The sequence below is a fragment of the Mycolicibacterium mageritense genome, assembly GCF_010727475.1.
Lineage (GTDB): Bacteria > Actinomycetota > Actinomycetes > Mycobacteriales > Mycobacteriaceae > Mycobacterium > Mycobacterium mageritense.
This window is the reverse complement of the sequence record NZ_AP022567.1, coordinates 4,436,317-4,461,967: the sequence shown is the minus strand read 5'-3', so window position 1 is coordinate 4,461,967 and position 25,651 is coordinate 4,436,317. Positions and strand designations below refer to the sequence as shown.

The window sequence follows — 25,651 nt, the reverse complement described above, 5'->3', positions numbered from 1 at the left end:
AGCTCCTATGTCAAGCCGCGGCGGTTAGGTGTTGATTGTGGGTGTGGTTGTCGTAGTGGAGGGCCTGGTAAATGCGGCGGGAGATGCGGCGTTTGAGGCAGCGGCGGGCTTTGGCTTTGGTTTTCCCGGCGGTGATGAGCCGGTGGTAGTAGGCGTGGCCGTCGCTGCCTTTCATTCGGGCTTGGGTGACGGCGATGCGGTGGATGGCGGCGTTGAGTTGGCGGTTGCCTGAGCGGCTTAACCGCATCTGGCCGGCGTTGGCGCCCGACCATGCCGGGATGGGTGCGACCCCGCAATGGCAGGCGAAGGCGGCCTCGCTGGTGAACCGGTCGATGCCGGCGGCCTCGCCGACAATCTTGGCCGCGGTCAGCTCCGCGCACCCGTCGATGGCCAGCAGGCTGGGCGCCACTTCGCGGCCCGAGCGGCCAGACGCTGCTCGAGCTTGTCGATCTCGCCGGTGAGTCGGATGATGTCGGCCAGCTCATCGCGGGCCAGTTCAGCCACCAGACCCGGCTGGATGTTCAGCCATGTCTGCAACGCCTGCTGATGGGTGCGGGTTTTCAACGCGCGAGGTGGCGGGGCCTGGTCGGGGTCGAGTTCATGCACACGCCACAGCAGTTGGTTGATCGTCTGAGTGCGTTGCCGGACAAGGACATCGCGACGGTCGGTGAGCAGTTTGAGCTCCGGATTGCTCATCGTGGGAAGCGATGAGCAGGTCGGGTTCGCGCAGCACCGCCCGTGCGACCGACTCGGCATCGATCGGGTCGGACTTGCCGCGGGTGCGGGCGGACTTGCGCGTCTGGGCCGACAGTTTGGTGGGTACCCGCACCACTTTCTGCCCGGCACCGAGCAGGTCGCGTTCCAGCCGCGCGGACATGTTGCGGCAGTCTTCGATACCCACACCAGTTCGGTGCCGAACTGGTCACGCGCCCACATCAGGGCCGCGTGGTGGCCCTCGGTGGTGGCCTTGACGGTCTTCACCGAGGCGCCGGCCTACCTGATCAACGGCGACAAAGGTGTGGGAGCGCTTGTGTACATCGGCGCCAACAACAATCATGGTGAATGCCTCCTTCACGCGTGGGAGAGGTTGTTGAGGTTGGACCGGTCGGCCGACACATCTCAGTCGGGGCGATGCCACGCTCCTATCAAGTCAGGTCGGCCGGTCCGTCTCACCTGGTGCCGGCACTACTGCTCAACGCCAACTCCACAGGGCGGCAGACGCGTACCGAGCCAGACACCAGGTGAAACGCAACCAACCACCGCGCTACAACGCCTGTCACGCAGACACGCCGTAAACCCGGCACACTCACCATGACACTGAGACGCAAATGTCCCCGACACGCTGGGCGTGCGGGGACATTTGTGTCTGCTCGTGCAGAGAAATTACAGCTCGGTGGCCGAACCACCGGCAGCGGTGATCGCCTCACGGGCGCTGCCGCTGAACTTGTTGGCGGTGACGTCGACCTTGACGGTCAGCTTGCCGTCGCCGAGCACCTTGACCAGGGTGTTCTTGCGAACCAGGCCCTTGGCCACCAACTCGTCGACGCCAACGGTGCCACCCTCGGGGAAGGCCTTGTTGATGTCGCCGACGTTGACCACCTCGTAGGAGGTGCGGAACCGGTTGCGGAAGCCCTTGAGCTTCGGCAACCGCATGTGGATCGGCATCTGGCCACCTTCGAACGTCACGGGGACGTTCTTGCGGGCCTTGGTGCCCTTGGTGCCGCGGCCCGCGGTCTTGCCCTTGGAGCCCTCACCGCGACCGACGCGGGTCTTGGCGGTCTTCTCCCCGGGAGCCGGCTTCAGGTCGTGAAGCTTGATGACACTCATTGCTAGACCTCCTCAACGTCGACGAGGTGATGCACGGTCTTGATGAGGCCACGGGTCTGAGGGTTGTCCTCACGCACCACCGATTGGCGGATCTTCTTCAGCCCCAGGGTGCGCAGGCTCTCCCGCTGCTTCCAGCGAGCACCGATGGTGCTGCGCACCTGGGTGATCTTCAGCTCTGCCATGATTACGATCCTTCACGCGCAGCCGCAGCGGCCAGCGCTTCGCTCTCGCGTCGGGCCCGCAGCATGCCGGCCGGCGCAACATCCTCGATGGGCAGGCCACGCCGGGCCGCCACCTCTTCCGGACGCTGCAGCAGCTTCAGCGCGGCAACGGTGGCGTGAACCACGTTGATCGCGTTGTCGCTACCCAGCGACTTGGCCAGGATGTCGTGCACCCCAGCGCATTCCAGTACGGCACGAGCCGCGCCACCGGCGATCACACCGGTACCGGGGCTGGCCGGACGCAGCATCACGACACCGGCAGCGGCCTCGCCCTGCACCGGGTGGGTGATGGTGCCGCCGATGAGCGGCACCCGGAAGAAGCCCTTGCGCGCTTCCTCGACACCCTTGGCGATGGCGGCGGGAACTTCCTTGGCCTTGCCGTAGCCGACACCGACCATGCCGTGACCGTCGCCGACGATCACCAGCGCGGTGAAGCTGAACCGGCGGCCACCCTTGACCACCTTGGAGACACGGTTGATCGAGACAACCCGCTCCAGGTAATTGCTCTTCTCACGGTCGTCGCGGCCACGACCGCCGCGGTCGTCACGACGACGACCGTCCCGGTCACCACGACCGCCGCGATTGTCCGACGCCGACCCGGCGCCAGCCTGATCGGCCATCATGCAATCCTCTCGTTAACAGTCATCAGAACTTCAGCCCACCTTCACGGGCGGCATCGGCCAGCGCGGCGATGCGGCCACCGTAGGTGTAGCCACCGCGGTCGAACACCACGGTCTCGATGCCGGCGGCCTTGGCGCGCTCGGCGATCAGCTGACCGACCCGAACGCTGTGGGCCTTCTTGTCGCCCTCAACCGCACGCACGTCGGCCTCGATCGAGCTGGCCGCCGCCAGGGTGACGCCTTCCAGGTCGTCGACCAGCTGGACGTGGATGTGGCGCGACGAGCGGTTGACCACAAGGCGCGGGGTCTCGGCGGTGCCGGCGACCTTCTTGCGCAGCCGGGCGTGGCGGCGCAGGCGAGAGTTACGACGGGTCTCAGAGATGTTCTGGCCCACCGGCTTACGCTTCGCAGTTTCTGCAGTAGCCATGACTTACTTACCTGTCTTTCCGACCTTGCGGCGGATCTGCTCACCCTCGTAGCGCACGCCCTTGCCCTTGTAGGGATCGGGACGGCGCAGACGACGGATGACCGCCGAGATCTGACCGACCTTTTGCTTGTCGATGCCCGACACCGAGAACTTCGTCGGCGTCTCCACCGCGAAGGTGATGCCCTCGGGCGCCTCGATGACCACCGGGTGGCTGTAGCCGAGCGCGAACTCCAGGTTCGAGCCCTTGGCCACCACGCGGTAACCGACACCGAAGATCTCCATCTTGGTGGTGTACCCCTCGGTCACACCGGTCACCAGGTTGGCGATCAGGGTGCGCGACAGCCCGTGCAGGCTGCGGTTGCGCCGCTCGTCATCCGGCCGGGTCACCACGATGGCGCCGTCGTCGTTGCGGGACACCGCAATCGGCTCGGCGACATCCAGGGTCAGGGTGCCCTTGGGGCCCTTGACCGCAACGTTCTGCCCGTCGATCGTTACGTCGACTCCGGCGGGGACCGGAACGGGCTGCTTACCAATACGCGACATGTTGTGCTGCCCCCTACCAGACGTAAGCGAGGACTTCGCCGCCCACGCCCTGTCGTGCTGCCTGGCGGTCGGTGAGCAGGCCCGAGGACGTGGAGATGATCGCCACACCCAGGCCGCCGAGCACCCGCGGCAGGTTGGTGGATTTTGCGTAGACCCGCAGACCGGGCTTGCTCACGCGACGCAGGCCGGCGATGCTGCGCTCACGGCTGGGGCCGTACTTGAGCTGCACCACCAGGGACTTGCCGACGCGGGCATCCTCGGTGCGGTAATCGGTGATGTAGCCCTCTTTCTTGAGGATCTCGGCGATGTTGGCCTTGATCTTCGAGTGAGGCAGGGTCACCTCGTCGTGGTACGCCGAGTTGGCGTTGCGCAGACGTGTCAGAAAGTCTGCGATCGGATCCGTCATTGTCATGACAGCGTCAATCAACCTCTCCCGCTGCGGTTCCCATACAGCGTGCTCATACCGGTTCCCGAAGGCCTGGTACATCGCACGGTGGGCCTACTGCGAAGTGTTCTTCCGTTCCTGACCGGGTTCGGTCAGGGGTCGCACGTCAGTAGTGCCGCCCGCGGGCATCACATACCGACTCGCCTGGACTAAAAGCGACAGGCAACCGGTCAAGTGTAGACAACCGGCAGTTCAGAGCCAAATCGTGGAGTTTGGGTCACCGAATGTGAAGAAGATGGCGAACTTTCTCGAAAATCTCGCCATCTTCTTCACGTTCGCCAAACCCGCCGCGCAAACGCCGAAAGCACCCCGCGGGGGCGCATGGCTCCCACGGGGTGCTTTCGGTCAGTCGCTTGTTACCAGCTGGACTTCTGCACACCGGGCAGTTCGCCGGCGTGCGCCATCTCGCGCAGGCAGATGCGGCACAGCCCGAACTTGCGGTACACCGAGTGCGGACGGCCGCACTTGTTGCACCGGGTGTACGCGCGGACCGCGAACTTGGGCTTCTTGTTGGCCTTGTGGACCAGCGCCTTCTTCGCCATATGCTCAGTTCTCCTTGAAGGGGAAGCCCAGCGCCCGCAGCAGCGCGCGGCCTTCGTCGTCGTTCGTCGCCGAGGTGACGACGGTGATGTCCATACCACGGGGCCGGTCGATGGAGTCCACGTCGATCTCGTGGAACATCGACTGCTCGTTGAGCCCGAACGTGTAGTTGCCGGTGCCGTCGAACTGCTTGGCCGACAGGCCGCGGAAGTCGCGGATACGCGGCAGCGCGATCGAGATCAGGCGGTCCAGGAACTCCCACATGCGGTCGCCGCGCAGCGTGACGCGCGCACCGATCGGCATGCCCTCGCGGAGCTTGAACTGCGCGATGGACTTGCGGGCCCGGCGGATCTCCGGCTTCTGGCCGGTGATCAGCGCGAGGTCGTTGACGGCGCCGTTGATCAGCTTGGCGTCGCGGGCGGCGTCACCGACACCCATGTTGACGACGACCTTGACCACGCCGGGGATCTGCATGACGTTGCCGTACTCGAACTGCTTCTGCAGCGCGTCGCGGATTTCCTCGCGGTAGCGCGCCTTCAGCCGCGGCTGGGTCTTCTCTACTGTGGTCATCTCAGATGTCCTTGCCATTGCGCTTGGAGACACGGACCTTCTTGCCGCTCTCCTCATCGACGCGGTAGCCGATGCGGGTCGGGTTGCCGTCGGAATCGACCACCATCACGTTCGAGACGTGGATGGCGGCTTCCTGGGTGACGATGCCACCCGACGACGCGCCACGCTCGTTCTGCGATACGGCGGTGTGCTTCTTGATCCGGTTCACACCCTCGACCAGCACCTTGTTGCGCTCCGGGTAGGCCTCGATGACCTTGCCCTTGGCGCCCTTGTCCTTGCCGGAGACCACCAGCACGGTGTCACCCTTGTGCACCTTCATTTACAGCACCTCCGGGGCCAGCGAGACGATCTTCATGAACTTCTTCTCGCGCAGTTCGCGACCGACGGGCCCGAAGATGCGGGTGCCGCGGGGGTCGTTGTCGTTCTTGATGATGACGGCGGCGTTCTCGTCGAACTTGATGTAGCTGCCGTCGGCACGGCGGCGCTCCTTGACGGTGCGCACGACGACGGCCTTGACGACGTCACCGCGTTTGACGTTGCCGCCGGGAATGGCGTCCTTGACGGTGGCGACGATGATGTCGCCGATGCCGGCATAGCGTCGCGACGAGCCACCGAGCACGCGGATGCACAAGATCTCCTTGGCACCCGTGTTGTCGGCGACCTTCAACCGCGATTCCTGCTGAATCACTCGATCTCCTGACCTGGGTTTTCATGCACGCCAGATTCCGACCTGGACGTGCGCGGTCTTGTCGCCTATGAGCACGCGAGGCCGGCAGCAGCCAACCAGGGTCTACCCAAGGCAACCCCTACATAGTAGGTGAGCACCGGCGATGCACAAAATTGCCGCCGATCAGCCGATCAGAGGCCGATCTCCTCCATCGCGGCCGCGGCCGCGAGCACCATCAGATCGGCGTGGCGCCGCCCGACGATCTGCAGCCCGACCGGAACCCCCTCGACCGTACCGGCAGGCACCGAAATGGCGGGCTGACCGGTCAGGTTGAACGGGAAGGTCACGGCCAGCGAGCCCCAATGGTCGACGGGGCGGCCCGCGATCTCGGTGGGCATCGGCCCCTCGGCGGGAAATGCGGGCACCTGGGTGGCCGGGGTCAGCAGCAGGTCGAACCGTTCGAACGCCTCGGCGAGGGTGGCCACGAGCCGGGCCCGGGTCTCGTGGGCATCCGCGAGGGCGTCGGCGTCGACGCTCGTCGCCGCGTCCAGGTAGCCGCGCAGCGTGGCATGAAGTTCCCGCCCGCGCGGGGCGGCCCGCAGCTGGGCGTACACGTCGGGCGCCGAGAGCGTCCGGTAGGCCGCACCGCACTGCTCGTCGACCCGCACGTCCGCGGGCACGACGACGGCGCCGACCGCGGCGACGAGCTTGTCCGCCGCGGCGGCCACGACCTCGGCCACCCGTGGGTCGCACGGTGCGTTGCCGAGGTCGGCGGCGAAGGCGATGCGCAGACCGCGCAGGTCGGCGCCGAGGCTCTCCTCGAAGCGGCCCGGCGCGGGCAGCGACGCCCTGTCGAACGGGTCGATGCCGCACACGCAGTCCAGGAACCGCGCGGTGTCACGGACCGTGCGCGTCAGGGCGCCGTAGTGGTCGTTGTCGGCCGCGCCGCGATGGCGCGGGCCACGGGGCACCAGACCATAGGTGGTCTTGAAGCCCACCAAGCCGCAGTAGGACGCCGGGATGCGCAGGGAGCCCGCGCCGTCGGTGCCGGTCGCGATGGGCACCATTCCGGCGGCGACCGCGGCCGCCGACCCGCCGCTGGACCCGCCCGGGGTCAGCGCGGGGTTCCACGGATTGCGGGTCACCCCGTGCAGCGCCGACGCGGTGTAGGAGGCGCGCCCGAATTCCGGTGACGCCGTGAGGCCAACGGGTATCGCGCCCGCCGCGACGGCCCGCGTGACCAGCGTGCAGGTGTGGTCGGCGACGCGATCGGCGTAGAGCCGGCTGCCCATCGCGTACGGCCAGCCCGCGACCGGATGAAGTTCCTTGACCCCCAACGGCACTCCGGCAAGTGGGCCGGGATCCTCGCCGTGCGCCACCATGCGGTCCACCGCGTGTGCCCGCGCGAGGGCATATTCGGCGTCCACGTGTACGAAGGCCCCGAGCGCGCTGTTGCGTTCCTCGATCCGGTTCAGTGCGTCCTGTGTCACCGTGGCGGCGGCCAACTCCCCGGAGCGGACGAGATCGGCGATGTCGACGACCCCGGTCACAGCAGGACCACCGTCGCGATCGCGGTGGCCACCACCAACCCGGCGATCACCGGCAGGAACAATCGGCGCGCCAGTTCGACCACCGAGACGCCCGTGAGCCCCGCGACCACGATCAGGGACGACCAGATCACCAGCGTGCCACCGCCGGTCCAGCTGGCGCCGTTCTGCGCGATGGCGGCGAGCGTCGCGACGTCGGTCGGGCCGTCACCGAGGGTGCCTGCCAGCGAGCCGGTGAACGGCAGTCCGGGCCAACCGTTTCCGTCCAGACCGATCAGCATGCCGACGAGCAGCATGGCGAACGACGCGAACACCGGAACGTGCGGAATGTGGGGTTGCACGGCGCCGACGGCATCGAACAGGAACGCGGGAGCGTGTGCGTCGTCGGGCAGACCGAGGATGCCCGACGAGTAGTCCGCTAGCCCGATGTAGACGAATCCGGCGACCGGTATCACCATGCCCATGGTGCGGAAGGAGAACGCGACGCCCTCGGTGAAGTGGCCGCCGACGTCGTCGAGCCAGCCTTTCCGGTTGGCCAGCAACGAGATTGCGACGAGGGCCAGCGCGGCGGTGCCGCCGACGAGAGGCGCCCCGAGCCCTTCGTCGATGTCGGGCACGATCGTGGTGAACCGGCCCAGCAGCATGAACACGAGCAGCGCGGCGAACAGCACGGGCACCGCGATGGCGATCGCGAGGGCCTTCGGCGAAGGCTTGAGCGTGGCGGTCGGTGCCGGTGCGACGAGGGTGGCCGTTGCGGTTCCGGCCGCCCCGCCACCGCTTCCGGCCGACTCGCCCGTGTCTCGCACCGGCTCTGCGGCGTCCGCGATGGGCAACGTGACCGCTGCGCTCTGGTCGGGATCGTTCATCTTGGTGCGCACATCGCGCAGGTAGGCCACGGCCAACGCCACGGCACCGGCGATCAACGCGATGATCGTGGCGCGGTCCGCGATCAGCCTGGCAGGCACGTCGGCACCTTCGGCCGACAGTGCGGGCGCGACACCCATGATGTAGTCCGAGCTGAGCGCCATCCCCTGCCCGGCGATGGCGATCGCCAGGGCCGCACCGAGCGGCGGGAGCCCGGCGCGCACCGCGGCGGGCAGCAGGATCGCGGCGATCAGCGGCAGCACGGGTGTGGGCCAGAATGCCAGCGACAGCAGGAAGGTCACCACCGCCAGCACCAGATAGGAGATGTGCCCGTTGCGGAACAGGCCGCGCAGCGGGCGGATCATGACGGTGTCGGCGCCCAGCGCGCGCATCGCGCCGAGCATCGCGGTGACCAGCGCGATGATGATGAAAATCGGCAGCAGCTCACGTGTTCCGGCGATCGAGGCGTTGAACACCGCCCCCAGCCCCATGGTGAAGCTGCCTTGGTAGACGAAGCCGGTGAGGAACGTGGCGATCAAGGCGGGTGCGATGACGTTCTTCTTGGCCACCACGGTGCCGATCAGTACGACAAGGCCGAGCAGGTAGACCCAGTGGGCTGCGGACAACGGCTTCACCTTCCATCCGGTTGATCGGGCTGTCTGCGGCTCACGTAAGGTTGTGGTGTTCAGCAGATCTCGTGATTCTGGTGCACGGTGTACGGCCGGACAACGCGAATTGCGCACATTCGCCGGTGAGCTTCACTGTGCACCATGACCACCACACATATCACGAAACCGCTGCGATCAAATCGATTTCGACCGGAGCACCGGACGGCAGGGATCCGACGCCGATCGCGGCGCGCACCGGCAACGCGTCGTCACCGTACGCCGCCCGGATCGCCGCCGACGCTCCGTCTGCCACCGCCGAATGATCGTGAAACGTTGGCACACAGGCGATGTAAACGGTCATCCGCAGGCATCGCACGCGCCGGACACCCGGCGCGACCGAGCGCACCGCAGCCAGCGCGTTGTCCGCGGCGATCCCGGCAGCCACGTATGCCTGCTCGGCCGAAACCGATTCGCCGACCACGCCGGACATCACCAGTTCCCCGTCCCGGCGTGGTGTCATGCCCGCGGTGTAGACGACGCCGTCATGCTCGACGGCGGGACGGTAGTCGCCTTGCGGCGGCGGCGCACTGAGCTCAGTCGACACCTATCGCCACCCCCTCTTGACGGGGGTCCGCCGCGCCGCTGAGCACGCCGCGTTCGTCACGGCAGATCACCTGCGCGCTCCCGCCGGCCCCCCACGACGGCTGCACGACGATCCGGTGCCCGGCAGAGCGCAGCTGGTCGCGAACCTCCTCGGGAACCCGCGCTTCGACGCGCAGTTCGTCAGGTGCACCGACCACGTCGGCATCCGAGCCGGGGAACACCGTGAACCGGGGGGCGGCTACCGCACCGGCCGGGTCGAGTCCGTGGTCGAACAGGTGGGAGATGAGCTGCATGTTCCACTGCACCTGGCCGTCCCCGCCGGGGATGCTGCCGAGCGCGAGCAACTCCCCCGCATCGTCGGTGGCGATCCAGGCGTTGAGGGTGTGCAGGGGTTTGCGCCGCGGGGCCACCTCGTTGGGGTGGTCCGGGATCAGGTACGCCCCGCGGCCGAGGCGGTTGTTGAGCACGACACCGGTGCCGCCCACGGTGAGGGTCGCGCCGAAGGTGAACCCGAGCGAGTGGATGAAGGTGACCGCGCGTCCCTCGTGGTCGACGGCGACCGTGCAGGTGGTGTCCCCGTCGGCCACGGTGTAGGCCAGCCGGTCCTCGGTCGCCGCGGCGAGCGCACGCCGCTGCTGCTCGATTCGGTTCGGGTCGAGCACATCTCGGGCCCCCGGCGCGGTGCTTCCGCACAACGCGAAACGATCCTGGAACGCCAGCCGCGCGGCGCGCGCCATGCGGTCGATGGCCGCGGCGCCCAGCCAGGGCTCGAATCCGACGACACCGTCGCACAGCGCCGCCTGGTGCAGCACCATCCAACCGGGAGTCGGCAGCGGGGTCTGGTGGATGGTCGCGCCGGCGTAGCTGCCCGTGATCGCGGGCTCGGGCTCGAGCGCGGCACCGGCGGCCCACTCGTCACCGCTGAACGGTGCGCCCGCCCGGCGCAGCATCGACACCGCGCGCTCGGCGATCTCGCCGGTGTAGAAGTCAGCCGGATCCTTCGCGAGGCGACGGATCGTGCGCGCCAGATCCGGCTGGCCGAGCCGGTCCCCGATCCGGGCCGGCTCCCCGGTGGGCGCGAATATGGACTCCAGCCCCGAATCGGTGCGGATCGCGGTGAGCGCCTCCCGGACATCCGCGGCCGTTTTGGCCGAGCACGGCAGGCCCGTCTCGGCCAGCCGCGCCGCAGGTTCCCACAGCTCGTCGAGCGCCATGCTCGCGCCGCGCGCATGCAGCGCGGCCAACGCGGCGGGCGCCCCGGGCACCGCGACGGCCAGTGGTCCGTAGAGCGGGATCGCCGAAAGGCCCTGGTCCCGATAGAACTGCGCGCTGCCGCCGTCGGGGCCGAATCCGGAGCCGTTGACGGTCCACACCCGCCCGTCGGGTTCGCGCACCACCGCGAATGCGTCACCCCCGATGCCGCACTGGCCGGGTAGGACCAGCCAGGTGGTCGCCGCCATGGCGAGCGTGGCGTCGATCGCGTTGCCGCCGCAGGCAAGCACCCGGGCACCGGCGAAGCTCGCCGCGGGATGGCTCGAGCTGACCATCCCGCCGACCGACAATGCGGAAGGCCGCGCCGCGTGCTCCATCATGCGCCTTTGCGCCTGCGGCGCGGCCCGGCAGGCATCTCACCGGGTTCCACGCCGACGAAGATCTCGCCGTCGCGCTCCTCGACCGGATAGGTCTTTATGGCGACGGTGGCGGGCGGGCAGATCGGCTCCCCGGTTTCGAGATCGAATGCGCTGCCGTGGCACGAACATCCGATACCGTCGTCGACGAGTTTCCCCGACGACAGCAGGCAGTCCAGGTGCGTGCAGTAGTTGGAGGTGGCGTAGGCCTTGCCGTTCAGGCGAGCCACCGCGAACTCGTGATCGCCGGCGAAGAATCGCCGCACCATGCCCTCGGGCACCTGCCCGGACCGGGCGACTCGCATGAATTCCATTGCAACTCCTGATCAGACGGCGGGGGTGAGGTAGACGGTCTTCTCGAGCGTGTAGAACTCCATGAGGGTGGAACCCGCCTGCTCCTTGTAGGTCTGGGTGCTCGAGGCCTTGTAGCCGCCGAACGGCGCGTTCATCGCCATGCCGGTCGTGGGCTGGTTGATCTTGACCAGTCCGGTTTTCGACCGGTGCGCGAAATGGCTTGCGACAGCGAGGTTCGCCGTCACGATCGACGCGCTCAGGCCGTACTCCGTCGCGTTGGCCAGGTCGATCGCCTCGTCGAGGGACGCGGCCCGCTGGAAGGCGATCAGCGGACCGAACACCTCCTCGGTGACGATGCGCATGGACGGCAGCGCATCCGCGAACACCGCGGGACGCACGAAGTGCCCGCGATCGCCCATGGTCGTGCCGCCGCAGCGCAGGGTCGCGCCCTCGGCGACGCCGGTCTGGACGTAGTACAGGAACTTGTCGAGTTGAGCGGCGCTCGCCAGCGGCCCCATGTTGACGCCCGGCTCGTTTCCCGGACCGACCTGTAGTGCCTGAGCTTTCGCCACCACCCGGTCGAGCAGCGCATCGTGGACCGCGTCGAGCGCGACGACGCGACTCGTGCCGGTGCAGGCCTGGCCGCTCAGGCCGAATGCACCTTTCACGATGAGCGCGGCGGCGGCGTCGAGGTCCGCGTCCGCGGCGACCACGACAGGATTCTTGCCGCCCATCTCCAGCTGCACGCGGCGGTCGGGACCGACCTGGCGGTGTATCGACCGGCCCACTCGCGTCGAGCCCGTGAACGTCACGGCCGCGACCCGTGGCTCCGCGGCGACGGCGGCGCCTGCCGTGCCGTCACCCTGCACGAGTGCGATGGCCGCGGGCGGCAGCCCGCCCTCCAGCAGTGCCTCGACGAGGCGCTGACCCATGAGCGGGGTGATCTCGGATGGCTTGAACAACACGGGGTTTCCGGCCGCGAGCGCGGGACCGATCTTGCGTGACGGGATGTTGAACGGGAAGTTCCACGGCGTGATGGCCGCGACGATGCCGACCGGCTCGCGCCTGGTGTAGACCAGGCCCTCGCCCGCCGCGGGGTATGTCGAGCCGGTGGCGCGCGTCGCCTCACCCGCGTAGAACCGCAGGTTGGCCGGTGTCCGGCTGACCTCCATCGTGGCTTCGGCCATCGTCTTGCCCTCTTCGCGGACCAGCTCGGCGATCAGTGAGTCGGCACGCGATTCGAGTTGCGTGGCAGCAGCTTCGAGTATGGCGGCGCGGCGCTCGGGCGCGGTGGCGGCCCACTGCTCCGCGCCCTTCTCCAGGGCGTCGACCGCGGTGCGGACGTCGGTCGCGTCGGAAGCCGGGAAGTTGCCGATCACGTCGTCCGGATCGGCCGGGTTGCGCCGTTCGAAGGTTTTGCCGGAGGCGGCAGGCAGCCACTGCCCGTCGATGAAGTTGGCTCCCGTGACGTTCACGACGCGACCTCCTCGGTGTCCACCAGTTCCCACAGGTCAGTGTCCTCGTCTTCGAGCACGGCACGCTCGACGCGGCGGCCGAGCAGTTCGCGGCCGGCCATGACGTCTTCACCACGGTCGACGGTGAACACGCCGCGCAAGACGTCGCCGTCGAGATAGAACGCGCTGAAGTCGAACGACTCGACGTCGCCGCGGACGACGAGTTCAGTGGTTGCCGCGCCGAGCAGTTGGAGGTTGTGGTCGAACTGATCGGACCAGAACCACGGGGCGTCGTCGTTGACGGCCTCGCGGCCCAGCATCGCGTTGGCGACGGCGGCGCCCTGCCGGTTGGCGTTGTCGAAATGCTCGAGTCGGACATGGCGCCCGGCACGCGCCGAATAGCGGCTCGCGACGTCGCCCGCCGCGTAAATGTTCGGAATCGACGTGCGGCCCTGAGCATCCACCACGATGCCGCCATCGACCGACAGCCCAGAGGCAGCCGCCACGGCGGTGTTGGGCGTGATGCCGATCCCGACCACGACGGCATCGGCAGCGACCGAGGTGCCGTCCGCACACGTGACGACGACGCCGTCCACGGTGGTGTGCAGCGCGTCGACGGCCACACCCGCCCGGACGGACACGCCGCGATCCCGGTGGACCCGGGCGATCTCGGCTCCCACCCGCGGCCCGACGACACCCGCCAGCGGCACGGCGGCTACCTCGAGAACCGTGACGTCGACGCCCAGAGTGCTTGCCGTCGCGGCAATTTCGAGCCCGATGAAGCCGGCGCCGATGATCGCGAGCCGGCGCCCCGGAACCAGGGCGGCCTGCAACCGCCGGGCGTCGTCGACCGTGCGCAGATAGTGCACGAGGTCGGGTCGGGGCCCGGGCACCGACAGTCGGCGGGGCTGCCCGCCGGTGGCGAACAGGACCGCGTCCGCGTCGATCGCCGGTCCGCGCGCCAGTTCGACACGGCCCGCCGCCGTATCCACGCGGACCACCTCGGTGCCCGTCAAGAGCTCGATGTCGTTGTCGGCCCGCCACTGCGGTGGCAGGATCTCCAGCGAGTCCGACGTGTCTGCGCCGGACAGGAACTCCTTCGACAACGGTGGCCGCTGATACGGCGCGTGGGGCTCGTCGCCGATCAGCACGATGCGGCCGTCGAAGCCGCGGCGGCGTAGCGTGCGGGCTGCCACCGCGGCGGTCTGCCCCGCCCCGACGGTGACGAATGTCCGGCCGGTCATGCCTGTGCTTCCTCTCGTTCACGCCCGGCTGTCGCCGCGCTCGTCCCCGGGTTGACGTAGACGGTGCCTGCTTCGACCCGGACCGGATAGGTGGGTTGGCAGCGGTCCTGGCTCTCCTCGTATCCGGTCTCCAGGTCGAACTGCCACTGGTGGCCCGGGCAGATCACCTTGCCGTGCAACAGCGTCCCCTTGGCCAGCGAGCGGTCTTGGTGGATGCAGCTGTCGGCGAAGGCGTACACCTGCCCCGCCGCCTCGAACAGTGCGATGGCCAGGCCGTCGACTTCGACCCGCAGCTTGCGGCGGCGGCCGAGTTCCTTGGTGCTCGCCACCGCAACCCAGTCCGTGGTCATGGCGCTACCTTTCTGCCGAGGCGGCGGGAGAGGATCAGACCGACGCCGATTCCAGGTCCGGTGCGACGTAGTAGTCGTAGAGACCCTTGGTGTAGGAGAACCGCATCTCGGCGCCCCACCGCACGAGCTGCAGGCACCGCTGCTGCAGCTGCGGGGTGTCGGCGTGGTCGAGCACGATCTGGTAACCGCGTTCGCCGTGCACGACGTCGGAGGTGATGTGCAGGTCGAAGAACTCGATCTCGTCCTCGCTGAACCCGTAAACCTCACGCAGCGGCACGATCTGCTTGGTGTAGATGCTCGGCACCTGCGATTCCAGCCCGACCACGAGCGCCGCGGTGGCCACCACGAAATGCTCGCGCTGTGACACCGCGTAGCACCAGGCCTGCAGACCTCGCGTGATGGCGTTCATGTTGGACGGATCCTCGATGCGCTCCCGCGTGGTGCCGCACGCCTCGCCGAACTTGATCAGCAGATCGGTGTGGCGGATGTCGGCCAGCTCCTCCTCGTACATGTTCTGGAGCGTGAAATCCTTTGCCCCGGTGAACTCGTCAGGCGTGTTGGAGTAGATGTTGGCCAGATAGTCGGCGAACGGACCGACGTAGTGGTAGTGGTTCTCGGCCCACCGCGCGAAGTGCTGCTTGCTCAGCTTTCCTTCGGCCCACGCCTTGGAGAACGATGCGTTCTTGGCCTCACGGCCCTTGATCGCGTTCTCGAGTTCGGCGCGAAACTCGTCGCGCCCGAGCAGCTGGGTCATCGATGTGTCCTTTCGTGAAATCGCTTGGGTGTCAAGGAGGTTAGCTAGAATTCGACGCGCCGGGCCATGGTCACAATCACCGGCGTCGCACCTGCGAGCGGGTCATGGTGCACAACCCAGGCGCCTCAGGCCCGCGCGACCGAGGCCGTCAACGCCTCGAACTCCGCCAGGATCGCCGCCCCCACGGCCTTGTCCTGCTCGCCGTTGCCGCCGCTGATCCCGACACCGCCCACGATCTGGCCGTCGAACACCAACGGGAAGCCGCCGACGAAGATCGCGAACTTGCCCGGCAGCATGTGGCTGATCCCGAAGGCTTCGTTGCCGGGCAGCGCGGGCCCGTTGGGTGGTTCGTTGAACAGATGCGTCGCGCGCTCGTGTCCCGCTGCGGTGAACGCCTTGGCGATGGCGATGTCCACACCCGTGAGGCGCGCACCCGGCAACCGGTGCAGCGCAAGGACATTGCCTCCGTCATCGCAGATGCACAGGGTCTGCTTGACGCCGATCTCCTCGGCCTTGGCGCGGCCCGCGGCCAGCAGCGGCAACGCGTCGTCGAGGGTTATGCGGTGAATTCGGTGCATTGGTGTCTCGCTCTCTCGCGGCAGTCGTAATCGGCTGACGAGGCATGTCTATCAACGGCAGGATCACAGCGGGATGGCTAATATGACCTGAATTGACGGCCGAACCGGGTTACATTGCACATGGTGTCTGTGCCGACGAGTCCGGTAATCGATACAGAACGGCACGAGACGCGAGGTGCGACATGGCGGCAACACCGACCGACAGCGAACGCATGACCGTTGCGGGGCTGCTCGACGAGTCGCTCATGTCGGGTGCCCGCGTGGTCGCGGGCGCCGACCGCCTCGGCGTCGAGTTGAGCTGGGTGCTTCCGCTCAACGAGGTTCTGACACAACATGATCCGCTCGACGCGGTCGCGGTCTACGCGCGGCCCGAGTCCTTGGTCGGCAACGGTGCCGCGCTGTCGGCGCTCATCGCGCGCGGCGCCACGACCCTGCTGGTGGACGGCGCGATCCCGGCCGATCTCGGTCACCCGCCCGAGGGGCTCATCGTCATCGAGTTCGGCATCCCGGTCGGGTTCGCCGCGCTGAACCGGCTGCTCGCCGAACGCGCGCTCAGCCAGGAAGTCCACGTCATGCGCTACTCGACGCATGTGCACGCGTCGCTCGCGGGCCTGTTCCACCGCGGCGCCGGACTGGAGATCCTGGTGCGCGAGGTGTCTAACCTGGCGCGCAATCCGGCGGTTGCGCTCGACGCCCGCGGGCACGTGGTGGCCTGCAACGGCGTCACCCCCGATGTGCTGGCGCCGCTGGCCGATTCGGTCAGCGAGATGCTCGCGACCGATCTGCCCGCCTCCGAGCGGCGGTCCGACGGGCACGACACCCGGATCCAGCCGGTGACGGGCCTGCACGACAGCGTGTGGACGTGCGTGGCCAGCGCCATCCGGCTCGGCAAGTCGTTCGAGGGCTGGGTCGTGATCCTCGTTCCGACGGCCGAACCCGGTCACCATGACCTGGCCCGGTACGCGGTGCTGACCGAGCAGGCCACCGCCATCGTCGGCTCGGAGATGCTGCGGCAACGCAGCGTCGACGAAGCCGAGGAACGCGCGCGCGGAGATTTCGTGCAGGCCCTCGTGCACGGCAGCTTCTCCAGCGAGCACGACATGCGGGCCCGCGCCGAGCATCACGACATCGAACTCGATTCGCGGTTCGGCGTTTTCGTCGCACCGGGCGTCCTGCCCCGCCGCGTGGACAACCCGACCGCGAGCATGGTCCGGCTAGCGCGCTACGCGGCCGGTGTCGCACCACACCCGTCGGTGAACGCGTATGTCACGGTGATCGGCGACGTTCTGGTGGTCGTGCGGACGCTGCGCAGCGAGGACGGCGCGGCGATGCGCGAAGAGATGACCGACTATGCCCGCGCGATGTCGGTCGAGCTGGAACGGCGCCGTGGGCTGCGGGAACCGGTGGCCTACGGCCGGCCCGCGTGCGGTGCCGGCGAGGTCAGGGAGAGTTATCGCGAGGCCAGGGTCGCGCTCGGCATTGCCCGTCGGCTGCACCGCACAGGCCCGACCTCGTACCAGGAACTGCGTGGTTTCACAGTGCTGGCCCAGGTGGCCGAAACGCAGGAAAGCCGCCAGTTGGTCCGGGATGTGTTGGGGCCGTTACGCTCTGCCCCCGACCTGCTGGAGACCTTGAGCACGTATCTGGCCGAGGGCGGCAACGTCAACGCGACGGCACGCGTGCTCAACGTGCATCGCAACACCATGCTCGCCAAGCTGGACCGGGTGTCACGGCTGCTGGGCATGGACATCAAGGTTCCCGAGAACCAGTTCACGGTGTGGCTCGCGATCCGCCTCGACCTCCTCGACGAAGTGCGCTCGGCGATCGACCGGGAGGCCAGCTTCCGCTGATCACACCGGCGCGGGGTCGGGGCCGAGAAACGACCCGGCCAGCCCCAGTGCGACCATCACCGCGCACGCGACGAACACCAGCGGATAGCCGCCGGTTTCCAAGGCCACCGCGACCCACGCCGCACCACACGCCGAGCCACCGAATCGGACCAGATTGAAAAGGCCCAGCCCGGTGCCGCATTCACCCGCGGGTGAGCGCGTCGCGCCGGTCGCCGCGGGCGTCTGAACCAGCGAGATACCGACCCCGGCGGCCACCAGCACAGCCACCATGGCGGGCAGCAGCAACCGGTGCTGCGCGACCGTGACGGCCAGCCCGACCTGGGCGGCCAGCAGCAGCACCAGGCCGGTGCGCAGCACCCGCCGCGGACCCAACCGGTCCTGCCAACGTCCCACACCAGGACCGAGGATCGCCATGGCCGCGGGCACCGTGAACAACACGAGGCCCGCGGCCGATATCGACACCGACTTGCCGACCAGATACAGCGGGACGGCGAGCAAAGCCGCACCGAGACAGAACATCTGGGCGAACGCCGCCGCGCAGCTGCGGGCGAACCGGGATTCGGTCACCAGCCGCACGTCGACGAACGGGTTCGGAATGCGGGTGCAGTGCCACGCGAACCACGCGAGTACGACGACCGCGAGCACCACGACGCCGAGCGCGAACCAGGCCGTGACGTCGGGCTGTGGCACCACGGCCAGCCCGAGCATGAGTAGCGCCGAACCGATCGTCAGCGCGGATGCGCCCGCGAGGTCGAACGGCATCCTGGTTCCGGGATAGCGCGGCACGTAACGCAGGGTGCCGAGGAAGCCCGCCAGCGCCACCGGCACGAGCGGCACGAAAACCCACCGCCAGCCCCAGTGGTCGGCCACCAGGCCGCCCAGGCTCGGCCCGATCGCCTGGCCGATGCCGTTGGCCGACGCCCAGGCACCCATGGCCCTGCCTCGTGACTGCCCCGAGAACATCCAGGCGATCAGGCCCATGACCGCGGGGGCGAACGCCGCGGCGGCGACACCGCCTGCGGATCGCCACGCGATCAGCAGCGGCAACGTCGGCGCGGTCGCCGCGCCGACGGCACAGACCGCCGTCGCGAGCAGCGCTGCGCAATACACGCGTCTGCGCCCGAATCGGTCCCCGAACCAGCCTGCCAGCGGTATCGTCGCGGCGAAGCAGACCAGGAAGCCGACGACGACGAAAACCCCGTTGCCGAGTGGAGCGCCGAACTCGTCGATGATCGCGTTCAGCGGGACGTTGACGACGTTGTTGCTGAGGGTGCCCACCACTGTTCCCGCCAGCAGCGCTGCCAACCCCAGCGGTGTGCCATCGTCCAGCGCGCGGCCCGGCGGCCCGGCGCTTCGAACATCGGTCATGCTTCGTGTTCCCAATCTGGAATCCGGCGAATTGCGGTATGAGCCATGGCGTTTGCCACGCGCTCACGACCCGCACCAAGCACTGTCTCACCCGCGCACGGCCGATTGGGAAATCCGGCGGGGCGATGGTGCACAGTCCTGCGCGCCCGGATCTGGACAACATGCACAAGCGGGCTGGTCCACCGCGCGCTGTCGCGGCGAAACGTTACGTCACGGAAACCGGGCGATATGCCACCGACAAGTTCGGAACATATTGCACATGGTGAGGCAGTTCCGGATGTGCACTGTTGTCGTTGACCCAGGTCGTGACCACGCCGAACATTCCACCATCGACTGCACAGCCCACCAGCAGTTCAACGAGAGGTCCCGAATTGGACACCCATCTCACCGCGGCACACTGGATCTACCTTGCGGGCATCGTCGTCATTCTCATCACGATGGCAATCCGCAAGAACATCGTCGTGCCTGCGGTCACCGCAACACTCATGACGGCCTGGGCGTTCTCCGGAAGCCTCATCACGGGCCTGTCCTCGATCTTCAACGCCAGCCTCACCGCGGCCAAAGAACTGTTCAACATCTTCCTGATCATCGCGATCGTGACGGCGATGCTGGGGGCGCTGCGGGAAATGGGCGCCGACCGGATGATGGTCACGCCGTTTCGCCGGGTCATGCGTGCCGGCACCAGCAGCTTCATCGTGCTGGCGATCGTCACGTACGTGATCTCGCTGTTCTTCTGGCCGACGCCTGCGGTGCCCCTGGTCGGCGCGGTGCTCATACCCGTCGCGATCCGCGCGGGTCTGGCACCGCTGTCGGTCGGCATGGTGATCGCGATCTCGGGCCAGGGCATGGCACTGTCCTCGGACTACATCATCAAGGTGGCGCCCGGCATCTCGGCCAAGGCCGCGGGGGTCGACGCCGACGCCGTGGCAGACAAGGCCATGGTGCTGTCGCTGGTCGTGGGCCTGACGGCGCTCGTCATCACCTATGTCGTGCAGCGCCGCACCTGGCGCCACCCGTCGCCCGAACTGCTCAAGGAGTGGGAGGACGCCGCGGACCGGCGTCGAGATGACGACGACGCCCCGTCCGATGGGGGTTCGGCGGCCGTGCCGAGCCCGCCGCCCGCACCGCTGCCGGAACCGGTCCTGACCGATGGTTCCACCGCGACTGCCACCGCGACCGTCGTCCTGGCGGATCCGGTCGAGGATCCCCGAGAGCCGCAGAAGAACTTGGCGGCAAAGGTTTTCGCGGTGTTGGTGCCGCTGGTGTACTTCGCGTTCATCGTCTACCTGCTGCTGGGCAAGTTCACCAGCGTCGTGCCGCCGCTCAAGGGCGGGGATGCGGCGGCCATCGTCGGCGGGCTCGCGGCGCTGCTGCTGTTCGCGGCGTCGGCCACCAACGACAAACGCAACTTCCTGGAGACGTCGTCGCAGCATGTCGTGGACGGGCTGGTGTTCGCGTTCAAGGCCATGGGGATCGTGTTGCCGATCGCCGGGTTCTTCTTCATCGGCAACGGTGACTTCTCCGCGGCGATCCTCGGGATGCCCGCCGACGCCAAGGGCCCGGCGTTCCTGTTCGACCTCATCACCGCCGCCCAGTCCCACCTTTCGCCGAATCCGGTCGTCACGTCGTTCGCGGTTTTGTTCGTCGGACTCATTGCGGGGCTTGAAGGTTCGGGCTTTTCCGGGCTGCCGCTGACGGGTTCGCTTTCGGGTGCGCTCGGCCCGGTCGTCGACATGGACCCTTCGACCCTGGCCGCGATCGGCCAGATGGGCAACATCTGGTCCGGCGGCGGCACCCTGGTCGCCTGGTCGTCTCTGGTGGCGGTCGCGGGCTTCGCGCGGGTGCCCGTGCTGACCCTCGCGCGCAAGTGCTTCCTGCCCGTGATGACCGGGTTGGTGCTGGCCACTGTCGTCGCGATCATCGTCTTCTGAAATATGGTGCGGTTGAATCGCTCTCACGTCGAGCTCGGTGCGACACTGGCATTGACGTTCGTCACCGGCATCGTCGACGCGGTCGGTTACCTCGGCCTCGACCGCGTCTTCACGGGCAACATGACCGGCAACATCGTGATCCTCGGTATGGGTGTCGCAGGTGCCGACGATCTGCCCGTGCTGGGCCCCGCCATCGCACTCGCGGGGTTCACCGCGGGCGCACTGGCAGCGGGCATGGCCGTGCGCCGCCGCACGTCGTCCGGCTGGGACACCCGCATCACCACGCTGCTCACTCTCGGCGCGGCGGTGCTGCTGGCACTCACGGTGGCTGTCGCGGCCGGGGCCGAGAACCCCACCGCGACCGAACAAGTCGTCATCGCAACCGCCATCGCGGCGGTGATGGGCCAGCAGGCCATGGTGGCGCGGGCCCTTGCGGTCAAGGACATGACGACCGTCGTGGTGACCTCGACCCTGGCCAGCCTGGCCGGCGAAACCTGGCCGCGCGGAATGCGCGGCGCGCTGGGAAACCGCCGGCTCGCGGCCATCGTGGTGATCTTCCTCGGCGCTGTCGCGGGTGCGGTGCTGCTGCGCCTGCACATCGCAGTGCCACTCGGGCTGGCGGCCGCGCTCACGTGTCTGGTGGTGATCGCAGGCCAGGTCGGATTGCGGGAGAAATCAGCGGCTCTCGACGCAGCGGAACCCGATGTGGGTGGTCGAGCTGTCCTGCGATTGCGGTGACCGCGCGGCGGGCCGGTACCGGTGGCAGTACTCGGGGGCGCACAGGTGTGACCCGCCCTTGAGAGTCTGGTTCACGCCAGGATCGCCGGCCGGCGGCGGGCAGCACGCGGATCGTGCTGCGCCGCGTTGGTGGTGGGCCGAGAACCGCGTCGTCGTCCACTCCCACACGTTGCCGATCATGTCGGCCAGACCGAAGCCGTTCGGCGGGAAGGTGCCGACCGGGGACGTGCCGAACCAGCCCAGCGCGCCGTCGTTCTGATACGGGAACCGGCCCTGCCACGTGTTGGCCATCAGCCGGCCCCCGGGCGTGACCTCGTCGCCCCACGCGTAGGTGCCGTCGGCTCCTGCCCGCGCGGCGTACTCCCACTCTGCTTCTGTGGGCAGCCGTCGCCCGGCCCACGCGGCGTACTCGACGGCGTCGGGGTAGGCGACCTGTACGACGGGATGGTCCGGCGCGGCCGGGTCGCGGTCGGGCCCGAACGGGTGGCGCCAGTCGGCACCGGGCGCCCAGTCCCACCACTGCCGCCAGTCCCGCAGATCGACGGGTCCGTCGGTCGGCCGGAACACCAGCGCGCCGGGCAGCAGATCCTCCGCCGCCACGCCTGGGTACAGTGCGGGGTCCATCGGCCGTTCGGCGACCGTGACATATCCGGTGGCCGCGACGAATTCGGCGAACTGCGCCGTGGTGACCGGATGTCGCTCGATCGCGAACGCATCGACTGTAGCGGTGTGCACCGGAACTTCCTCCGGATAGAAGCTCGTGGAACCCATCCGGAACGCACCGCCGGGAATCTCGACCAGTTCGGTCAGCATGTGTCTCAGGGTATGCGGACCCCGAAGTCGGCGATCAGTGGCGCGGCCGCGGCGTCGAACTCCGCGGTCCGGCCCGGGGCCTGGACATGCACCGCGACCAGATATGCCGGGCCGGCTGTCCAGATGTGGACAAGCCGGTCCCGGTACTCGACGGCGTCCTGCGGAGTGTTCGACCAGCCGCCCATGAGCTTCTGGCCGCTGTAGTCGCACAGTTCGGCCGGCAGGATGCTCACACTGCTGACCGCGGCGCGCGCGACGATCCGGTCGGCATATTCGGTGAACGCGGCCGCCGGGTCGAGGTCGGTGCGGCTGACGGTCACGGTCGCGAACATGCCGTTCGGGCCGCTCAGGCGAGCGCCCACGTCACCCGTTGCCGGTCCGGGCGTCCAGCCGTCCGGGATCGCGACCGTGACCCGGGGCGCCTGCGGGTCGGCCACCTGCGTGGTGATCGACGCCGCGGGCGCTGCCGTCGGCGCGCACGTGACGGCGTCCGGCGGCAACTCGGTGTGCGTGGTTTCGGCGATGCCCGGCGGTGGGTTCGTGGTCGGTATGCGTTCGGCGGTCGAGGTCACCGTCGCGGTCACGGTGGTCTCGACCGGGCTGGTGGTCGTGGTGCTCGCGGTGACCGCCACATCGCCGCTGGTCCGCGTGCACCCGGCGGCCGCCAGGCACAGCAGCAGTATGGTGGCCCTTCGGACGCGGTTCATCAGTCTTTCGAAAAGGCCAGGGCCAGCTGGGCTTCGACGCTCTCGTACGGTTCTCCGGACAGGTCCACGGTGACCCGATCGATCTCCCCACCGGTGAACGCGAACGGCGCCCGGTAGCTCTGGGACACCGCCGATCCGGTGTTGCGGCCGATGGCGATGCCGCCGCCGGCCAGCGCGAACATTCCCGGATGCGTGTGCATGTCGGGCAATTCGGCCACCGGCACACCGTCGATGAACAGCGTGGTCGGACCGACCGGCGTGTGGCTGCCCTCGACCGTGCCCGTCCGGTTGAAGCGGACACCGAAGATGTGATGGCCCAACGGAATCGAGTCCGGCGATGACAGCACCTGTTCGTGTTCACCGAGGAAGTTGTAGACGTAGTGCAGCCGGCCGTCGGCGACGTAGAGCGCGTGGCCACCGTGCGCACCGCCTTGCTTGAACAACACGCCCTGGGCGTCGGCGCTGTCGATCCTGACCTCGGCGAGCACTTTGAACGACTGCCCGCGCAATTCGGCGGCCGCGCCGAGACCGACTTCGGCAGTGTGCGGGTAGTACGTGTAGGTCGCGCGCTCACCGGCCAGGTACGGACGCCACCGGGTCATGGTCTCCAAGATGTTGAGGTCGGCCAGCGGCAGCCCGTGGTACTTCGCGGCCTCGCCGAACCACAGCGCCTTGAGCTCTTCGAGTTTGTCGGGATGCTCGGCGGCCAGGTCGTGGCATTGGCTGCGGTCCGCCTCGATGTGGAAGAGCTCCCAGCGGTCGGCGTCGAAATGCGACCAGCCGGCCGGGGTTGCGGCGTGCACGGTGTTGGCGAACCAGCCCTTGTGCCAGATGCCACGCGTCCCCAGCATGGTGTAGAACTGGGTCTCCTTGCCCGTCGGTGCGGTCGGATTCTCCAGCGCCACCTTGAAACTGACGCCGTCGAGCGGCTTCTGCGCGATGCCGCGGACCGTGGCGGGCGGGGTGATGTCGAGCAGGTCGTACACGGTGGGCGTGATGTCGCAGACGTTGACGTAGTTGTCGCGGACCTCGCCGTGCGCGCTGATCCCGTCGGGCCACGAGATGATCGCCGTATCGGCGATGCCGCCCTCGTGCGACGCATAGCGTTTGAACAGTTTGTAGGGCGTGTTGAACGCCATCGCCCACCCGATCGGGTAGTGGTTGTAGGTCTGCGGGCCGCCGAGCCGATCGAGGAACTTCAGCCCCTCTTCCGCGGTGTCGATGTAACCGTTGAAGAACTTCGTCTCGTTGACCGAACCGTTGGGGCCGCCCTCGCCGCTGGCACCGTTGTCGGAGATCACCACGATGATCGTGTTGTCGAGTTCGCCTGACTCCTCGAGGAAGTCGAGGATCCGGCCGATCTGCGCGTCGGTGTAGGACAGGAATCCCGCGAACACCTCGGCCATGCGGGCGAACAACCGCTTCTCGTCGTCGGACAACGTCTCCCACGGCCGCACGGTGTCCTGAACGGGCCACGGTTCCCCGTTGGGCCCCTTGACATCCGAGTACGGGTTGACGGGCGAGAGCTCGGTGTCGGGTGGCACGATGCCGAGCCTCTTCTGGTTCTCGAGCACGATCTCCCGATAGCGTTCGTAGCCCATGTCGAACCGGCCGGCGTAGTGGTCGGCCCACTCCTTGAACACATGATGCGGAGCATGCCCCGCGCCCGGGCACAGATAGGTGAACCACGGCTTGTCGGGCGCGATCACCTTGGCGTCGCGGATGAACTCGATCGTCTTGTCGGCCAGATCCTTCGACAGGTGGTAGCCCTCCTCAGGAGTGGCTGGCGGGTCCACCGGATGGTTGTCGTACACCAGATCCGGGTACCACTGGTCGGTTTCGCCGCCCATGAACCCGTAGAACCGTTCGAAGCCCCGCGAACACGGCCAATGCCGTTTCGTGGCAGCCAGATTCGACTCTTCCAGCGGTGTCAGGTGCCACTTGCCGACGCAGTAGGTGTTGTACCCGGATTCGGCGAGCACCTCCGGCAGCAATGCGGTGTCGAACGGGATCCGGCCGTTGCAGTTCGGGAACCCGTCGGTGAATTCCTCGATGGTGGCCATGCCGACAGTGGTCGCGTTACGGCCGGTGAGCAACGACGCCCGCGTGGGCGAGCACAGTGCGGTGGTGTGGAATTGGGACAACCGGATGCCGCGCTCGGCGATGCGACTCATGGCAGGCATGTCGACCAGGCCGCCGAAGCAGTCCCACGTGGCGATGCCCGTGTCGTCCCACACCAGGTACAGCACGTTGGGCGCGCCCTGCGGAGCTGTCGGGGCGGCGTATGGGCCCCAGTCCGCTTCGGAGTCCCTGATGTCCAGTTCGATCTTCCCGTTGAACCCGGTAGCCATTGCGAACCTCATCCCGATCGGTGGATCGCCGCCGATGTGGGCGAACGCCCGGAGAGTACACCCGCACGGGGTTTGCCGACGGGAAAACTGACGAGCCCGACAACGCACC

27 protein-coding genes and 1 pseudogene are annotated in these 25,651 nt (G+C 68.0%); 3 read left to right on the top strand and 25 right to left on the bottom strand.

Going from position 1 to position 25,651, the window contains the following annotated elements; genetic code table 11:
- Positions 1-10: 10 nt before the first annotated feature.
- From G6N67_RS21410 to G6N67_RS21310, 21 genes and pseudogenes are all read right to left on the bottom strand, one after another.
- A pseudogene (locus G6N67_RS21410) lies at positions 11-1,075 on the bottom strand (IS110 family RNA-guided transposase).
- A gap of 308 nt (positions 1,076-1,383) precedes the next feature.
- Entirely contained in the window at positions 1,384-1,827 is a 444-nt protein-coding gene (gene rplO / locus G6N67_RS21405) for a 50S ribosomal protein L15 (protein WP_036429062.1), read from the bottom strand.
- Positions 1,828-1,829: 2 nt separating this feature from the next.
- Complete coding sequence (gene rpmD, locus G6N67_RS21400) at positions 1,830-2,009, bottom strand: 50S ribosomal protein L30 (RefSeq protein ID WP_036429063.1); 180 nt, start codon at positions 2,007-2,009, stop codon at positions 1,830-1,832.
- Between the two features lie 2 nt (positions 2,010-2,011).
- Complete coding sequence (gene rpsE, locus G6N67_RS21395) at positions 2,012-2,668, bottom strand: 30S ribosomal protein S5 (protein ID WP_110798465.1); 657 nt, start codon at positions 2,666-2,668, stop codon at positions 2,012-2,014.
- 25 nt (positions 2,669-2,693) lie between these two features.
- A complete protein-coding gene (rplR, locus tag G6N67_RS21390) occupies positions 2,694-3,095 on the bottom strand; it encodes a 50S ribosomal protein L18 (RefSeq protein ID WP_036429066.1) in 402 nt (133 codons plus the stop codon).
- Between the two features lie 3 nt (positions 3,096-3,098).
- Positions 3,099-3,638, bottom strand: a complete 540-nt coding sequence (gene rplF / locus G6N67_RS21385; protein ID WP_036429068.1) for a 50S ribosomal protein L6 — start codon at positions 3,636-3,638, stop codon at positions 3,099-3,101.
- A 13-nt stretch (positions 3,639-3,651) separates the two neighbouring features.
- Positions 3,652-4,050, bottom strand: a complete 399-nt coding sequence (rpsH, locus tag G6N67_RS21380; protein ID WP_018601823.1) for a 30S ribosomal protein S8 — start codon at positions 4,048-4,050, stop codon at positions 3,652-3,654.
- Between the two features lie 389 nt (positions 4,051-4,439).
- Positions 4,440-4,625 (bottom strand): type Z 30S ribosomal protein S14, encoded by a 186-nt coding sequence (locus G6N67_RS21375; RefSeq protein ID WP_003892855.1) that lies wholly within the window; start codon positions 4,623-4,625, stop codon positions 4,440-4,442.
- A 4-nt stretch (positions 4,626-4,629) separates the two neighbouring features.
- A complete protein-coding gene (gene rplE / locus G6N67_RS21370; protein ID WP_036429069.1) occupies positions 4,630-5,193 on the bottom strand; it encodes a 50S ribosomal protein L5 in 564 nt (187 codons plus the stop codon).
- 1 nt (position 5,194) lies between these two features.
- Positions 5,195-5,512, bottom strand: a complete 318-nt coding sequence (gene rplX, locus G6N67_RS21365) for a 50S ribosomal protein L24 (protein ID WP_036429070.1) — start codon at positions 5,510-5,512, stop codon at positions 5,195-5,197.
- Positions 5,513-5,881, bottom strand: coding sequence for a 50S ribosomal protein L14 (gene rplN / locus G6N67_RS21360; protein ID WP_018601827.1), 369 nt, complete (start codon positions 5,879-5,881; stop codon positions 5,513-5,515). It lies immediately after the preceding gene.
- 170 nt (positions 5,882-6,051) lie between these two features.
- On the bottom strand, positions 6,052-7,410 hold the full coding sequence (locus G6N67_RS21355) for an amidase (RefSeq protein ID WP_036429072.1): 1,359 nt from the start codon (positions 7,408-7,410) through the stop codon (positions 6,052-6,054).
- The gene (locus G6N67_RS21350) at positions 7,407-8,897 is read right to left on the bottom strand and encodes a hypothetical protein (protein WP_036434393.1); all 1,491 of its coding nucleotides are present in this window, start codon (positions 8,895-8,897) and stop codon (positions 7,407-7,409) included. The genes G6N67_RS21355 and G6N67_RS21350 overlap by 4 nt, the downstream gene beginning before the upstream one ends.
- A gap of 160 nt (positions 8,898-9,057) precedes the next feature.
- Positions 9,058-9,483, bottom strand: coding sequence for a RidA family protein (locus G6N67_RS21345; RefSeq protein WP_036429074.1), 426 nt, complete (start codon positions 9,481-9,483; stop codon positions 9,058-9,060).
- On the bottom strand, positions 9,473-11,074 hold the full coding sequence (locus tag G6N67_RS21340) for a gamma-glutamyltransferase family protein (protein WP_229478633.1): 1,602 nt from the start codon (positions 11,072-11,074) through the stop codon (positions 9,473-9,475). Before G6N67_RS21340 ends, G6N67_RS21345 begins: the two co-directional genes overlap by 11 nt.
- Positions 11,071-11,424 (bottom strand): Rieske (2Fe-2S) protein, encoded by a 354-nt coding sequence (locus tag G6N67_RS21335; protein WP_036429077.1) that lies wholly within the window; start codon positions 11,422-11,424, stop codon positions 11,071-11,073. Before G6N67_RS21335 ends, G6N67_RS21340 begins: the two co-directional genes overlap by 4 nt.
- A 12-nt stretch (positions 11,425-11,436) precedes the next feature.
- A complete protein-coding gene (locus tag G6N67_RS21330; protein WP_036429078.1) occupies positions 11,437-12,879 on the bottom strand; it encodes an aldehyde dehydrogenase family protein in 1,443 nt (480 codons plus the stop codon).
- The gene (locus G6N67_RS21325; protein ID WP_036429079.1) at positions 12,876-14,102 is read right to left on the bottom strand and encodes an NAD(P)/FAD-dependent oxidoreductase; all 1,227 of its coding nucleotides are present in this window, start codon (positions 14,100-14,102) and stop codon (positions 12,876-12,878) included. Before G6N67_RS21325 ends, G6N67_RS21330 begins: the two co-directional genes overlap by 4 nt.
- Positions 14,099-14,452, bottom strand: coding sequence for a Rieske (2Fe-2S) protein (locus tag G6N67_RS21320; protein ID WP_036429081.1), 354 nt, complete (start codon positions 14,450-14,452; stop codon positions 14,099-14,101). Before G6N67_RS21320 ends, G6N67_RS21325 begins: the two co-directional genes overlap by 4 nt.
- A 34-nt stretch (positions 14,453-14,486) precedes the next feature.
- The gene (locus G6N67_RS21315; RefSeq protein ID WP_036429082.1) at positions 14,487-15,206 is read right to left on the bottom strand and encodes an iron-containing redox enzyme family protein; all 720 of its coding nucleotides are present in this window, start codon (positions 15,204-15,206) and stop codon (positions 14,487-14,489) included.
- Between the two features lie 125 nt (positions 15,207-15,331).
- Positions 15,332-15,784 (bottom strand): GlcG/HbpS family heme-binding protein, encoded by a 453-nt coding sequence (locus G6N67_RS21310; protein WP_036429084.1) that lies wholly within the window; start codon positions 15,782-15,784, stop codon positions 15,332-15,334.
- Between the two features lie 182 nt (positions 15,785-15,966).
- Here G6N67_RS21310 and G6N67_RS21305 point away from each other — a divergent pair, with 182 nt between their 5' ends.
- A complete protein-coding gene (locus G6N67_RS21305; RefSeq protein WP_036429085.1) occupies positions 15,967-17,634 on the top strand; it encodes a PucR family transcriptional regulator in 1,668 nt (555 codons plus the stop codon).
- On the opposite strand, the gene G6N67_RS21300 is transcribed toward G6N67_RS21305, so the two are convergent.
- A complete protein-coding gene (locus G6N67_RS21300) occupies positions 17,635-19,002 on the bottom strand; it encodes an MFS transporter (RefSeq protein WP_036429087.1) in 1,368 nt (455 codons plus the stop codon).
- A 371-nt stretch (positions 19,003-19,373) separates the two neighbouring features.
- On the opposite strand from G6N67_RS21300, the gene G6N67_RS21295 reads away from it, so the two are divergent.
- Together G6N67_RS21295 and G6N67_RS21290 are read left to right on the top strand one after the other, a co-directional pair.
- Positions 19,374-20,933 carry a hypothetical protein gene (locus G6N67_RS21295; RefSeq protein ID WP_036429091.1) on the top strand — a complete coding sequence of 520 codons (1,560 nt, stop codon included), beginning with the start codon at positions 19,374-19,376 and terminating at the stop codon, positions 20,931-20,933.
- A 12-nt stretch (positions 20,934-20,945) separates the two neighbouring features.
- Positions 20,946-21,671, top strand: coding sequence for a YoaK family protein (locus tag G6N67_RS21290; protein WP_230022123.1), 726 nt, complete (start codon positions 20,946-20,948; stop codon positions 21,669-21,671).
- Here G6N67_RS21290 and G6N67_RS21285 read toward each other — a convergent pair.
- From G6N67_RS21285 to G6N67_RS21275, 3 genes are read right to left on the bottom strand one after another with little or no spacing between them, the layout of a single operon-like run.
- Positions 21,609-22,484 carry a formylglycine-generating enzyme family protein gene (locus G6N67_RS21285; protein ID WP_036429093.1) on the bottom strand — a complete coding sequence of 292 codons (876 nt, stop codon included), beginning with the start codon at positions 22,482-22,484 and terminating at the stop codon, positions 21,609-21,611. The two genes, G6N67_RS21290 and G6N67_RS21285, sit on opposite strands and share 63 nt — an antisense overlap.
- Before the next feature lie 5 nt (positions 22,485-22,489).
- Positions 22,490-23,191 carry a hypothetical protein gene (locus tag G6N67_RS21280; protein ID WP_036429094.1) on the bottom strand — a complete coding sequence of 234 codons (702 nt, stop codon included), beginning with the start codon at positions 23,189-23,191 and terminating at the stop codon, positions 22,490-22,492.
- Positions 23,191-25,542: a sulfatase-like hydrolase/transferase gene (locus tag G6N67_RS21275; RefSeq protein WP_036429095.1), complete on the bottom strand. Its 2,352-nt coding sequence runs from the start codon at positions 25,540-25,542 to the stop codon at positions 23,191-23,193. Before G6N67_RS21275 ends, G6N67_RS21280 begins: the two co-directional genes overlap by 1 nt.
- Positions 25,543-25,651 lie beyond the last annotated feature (109 nt).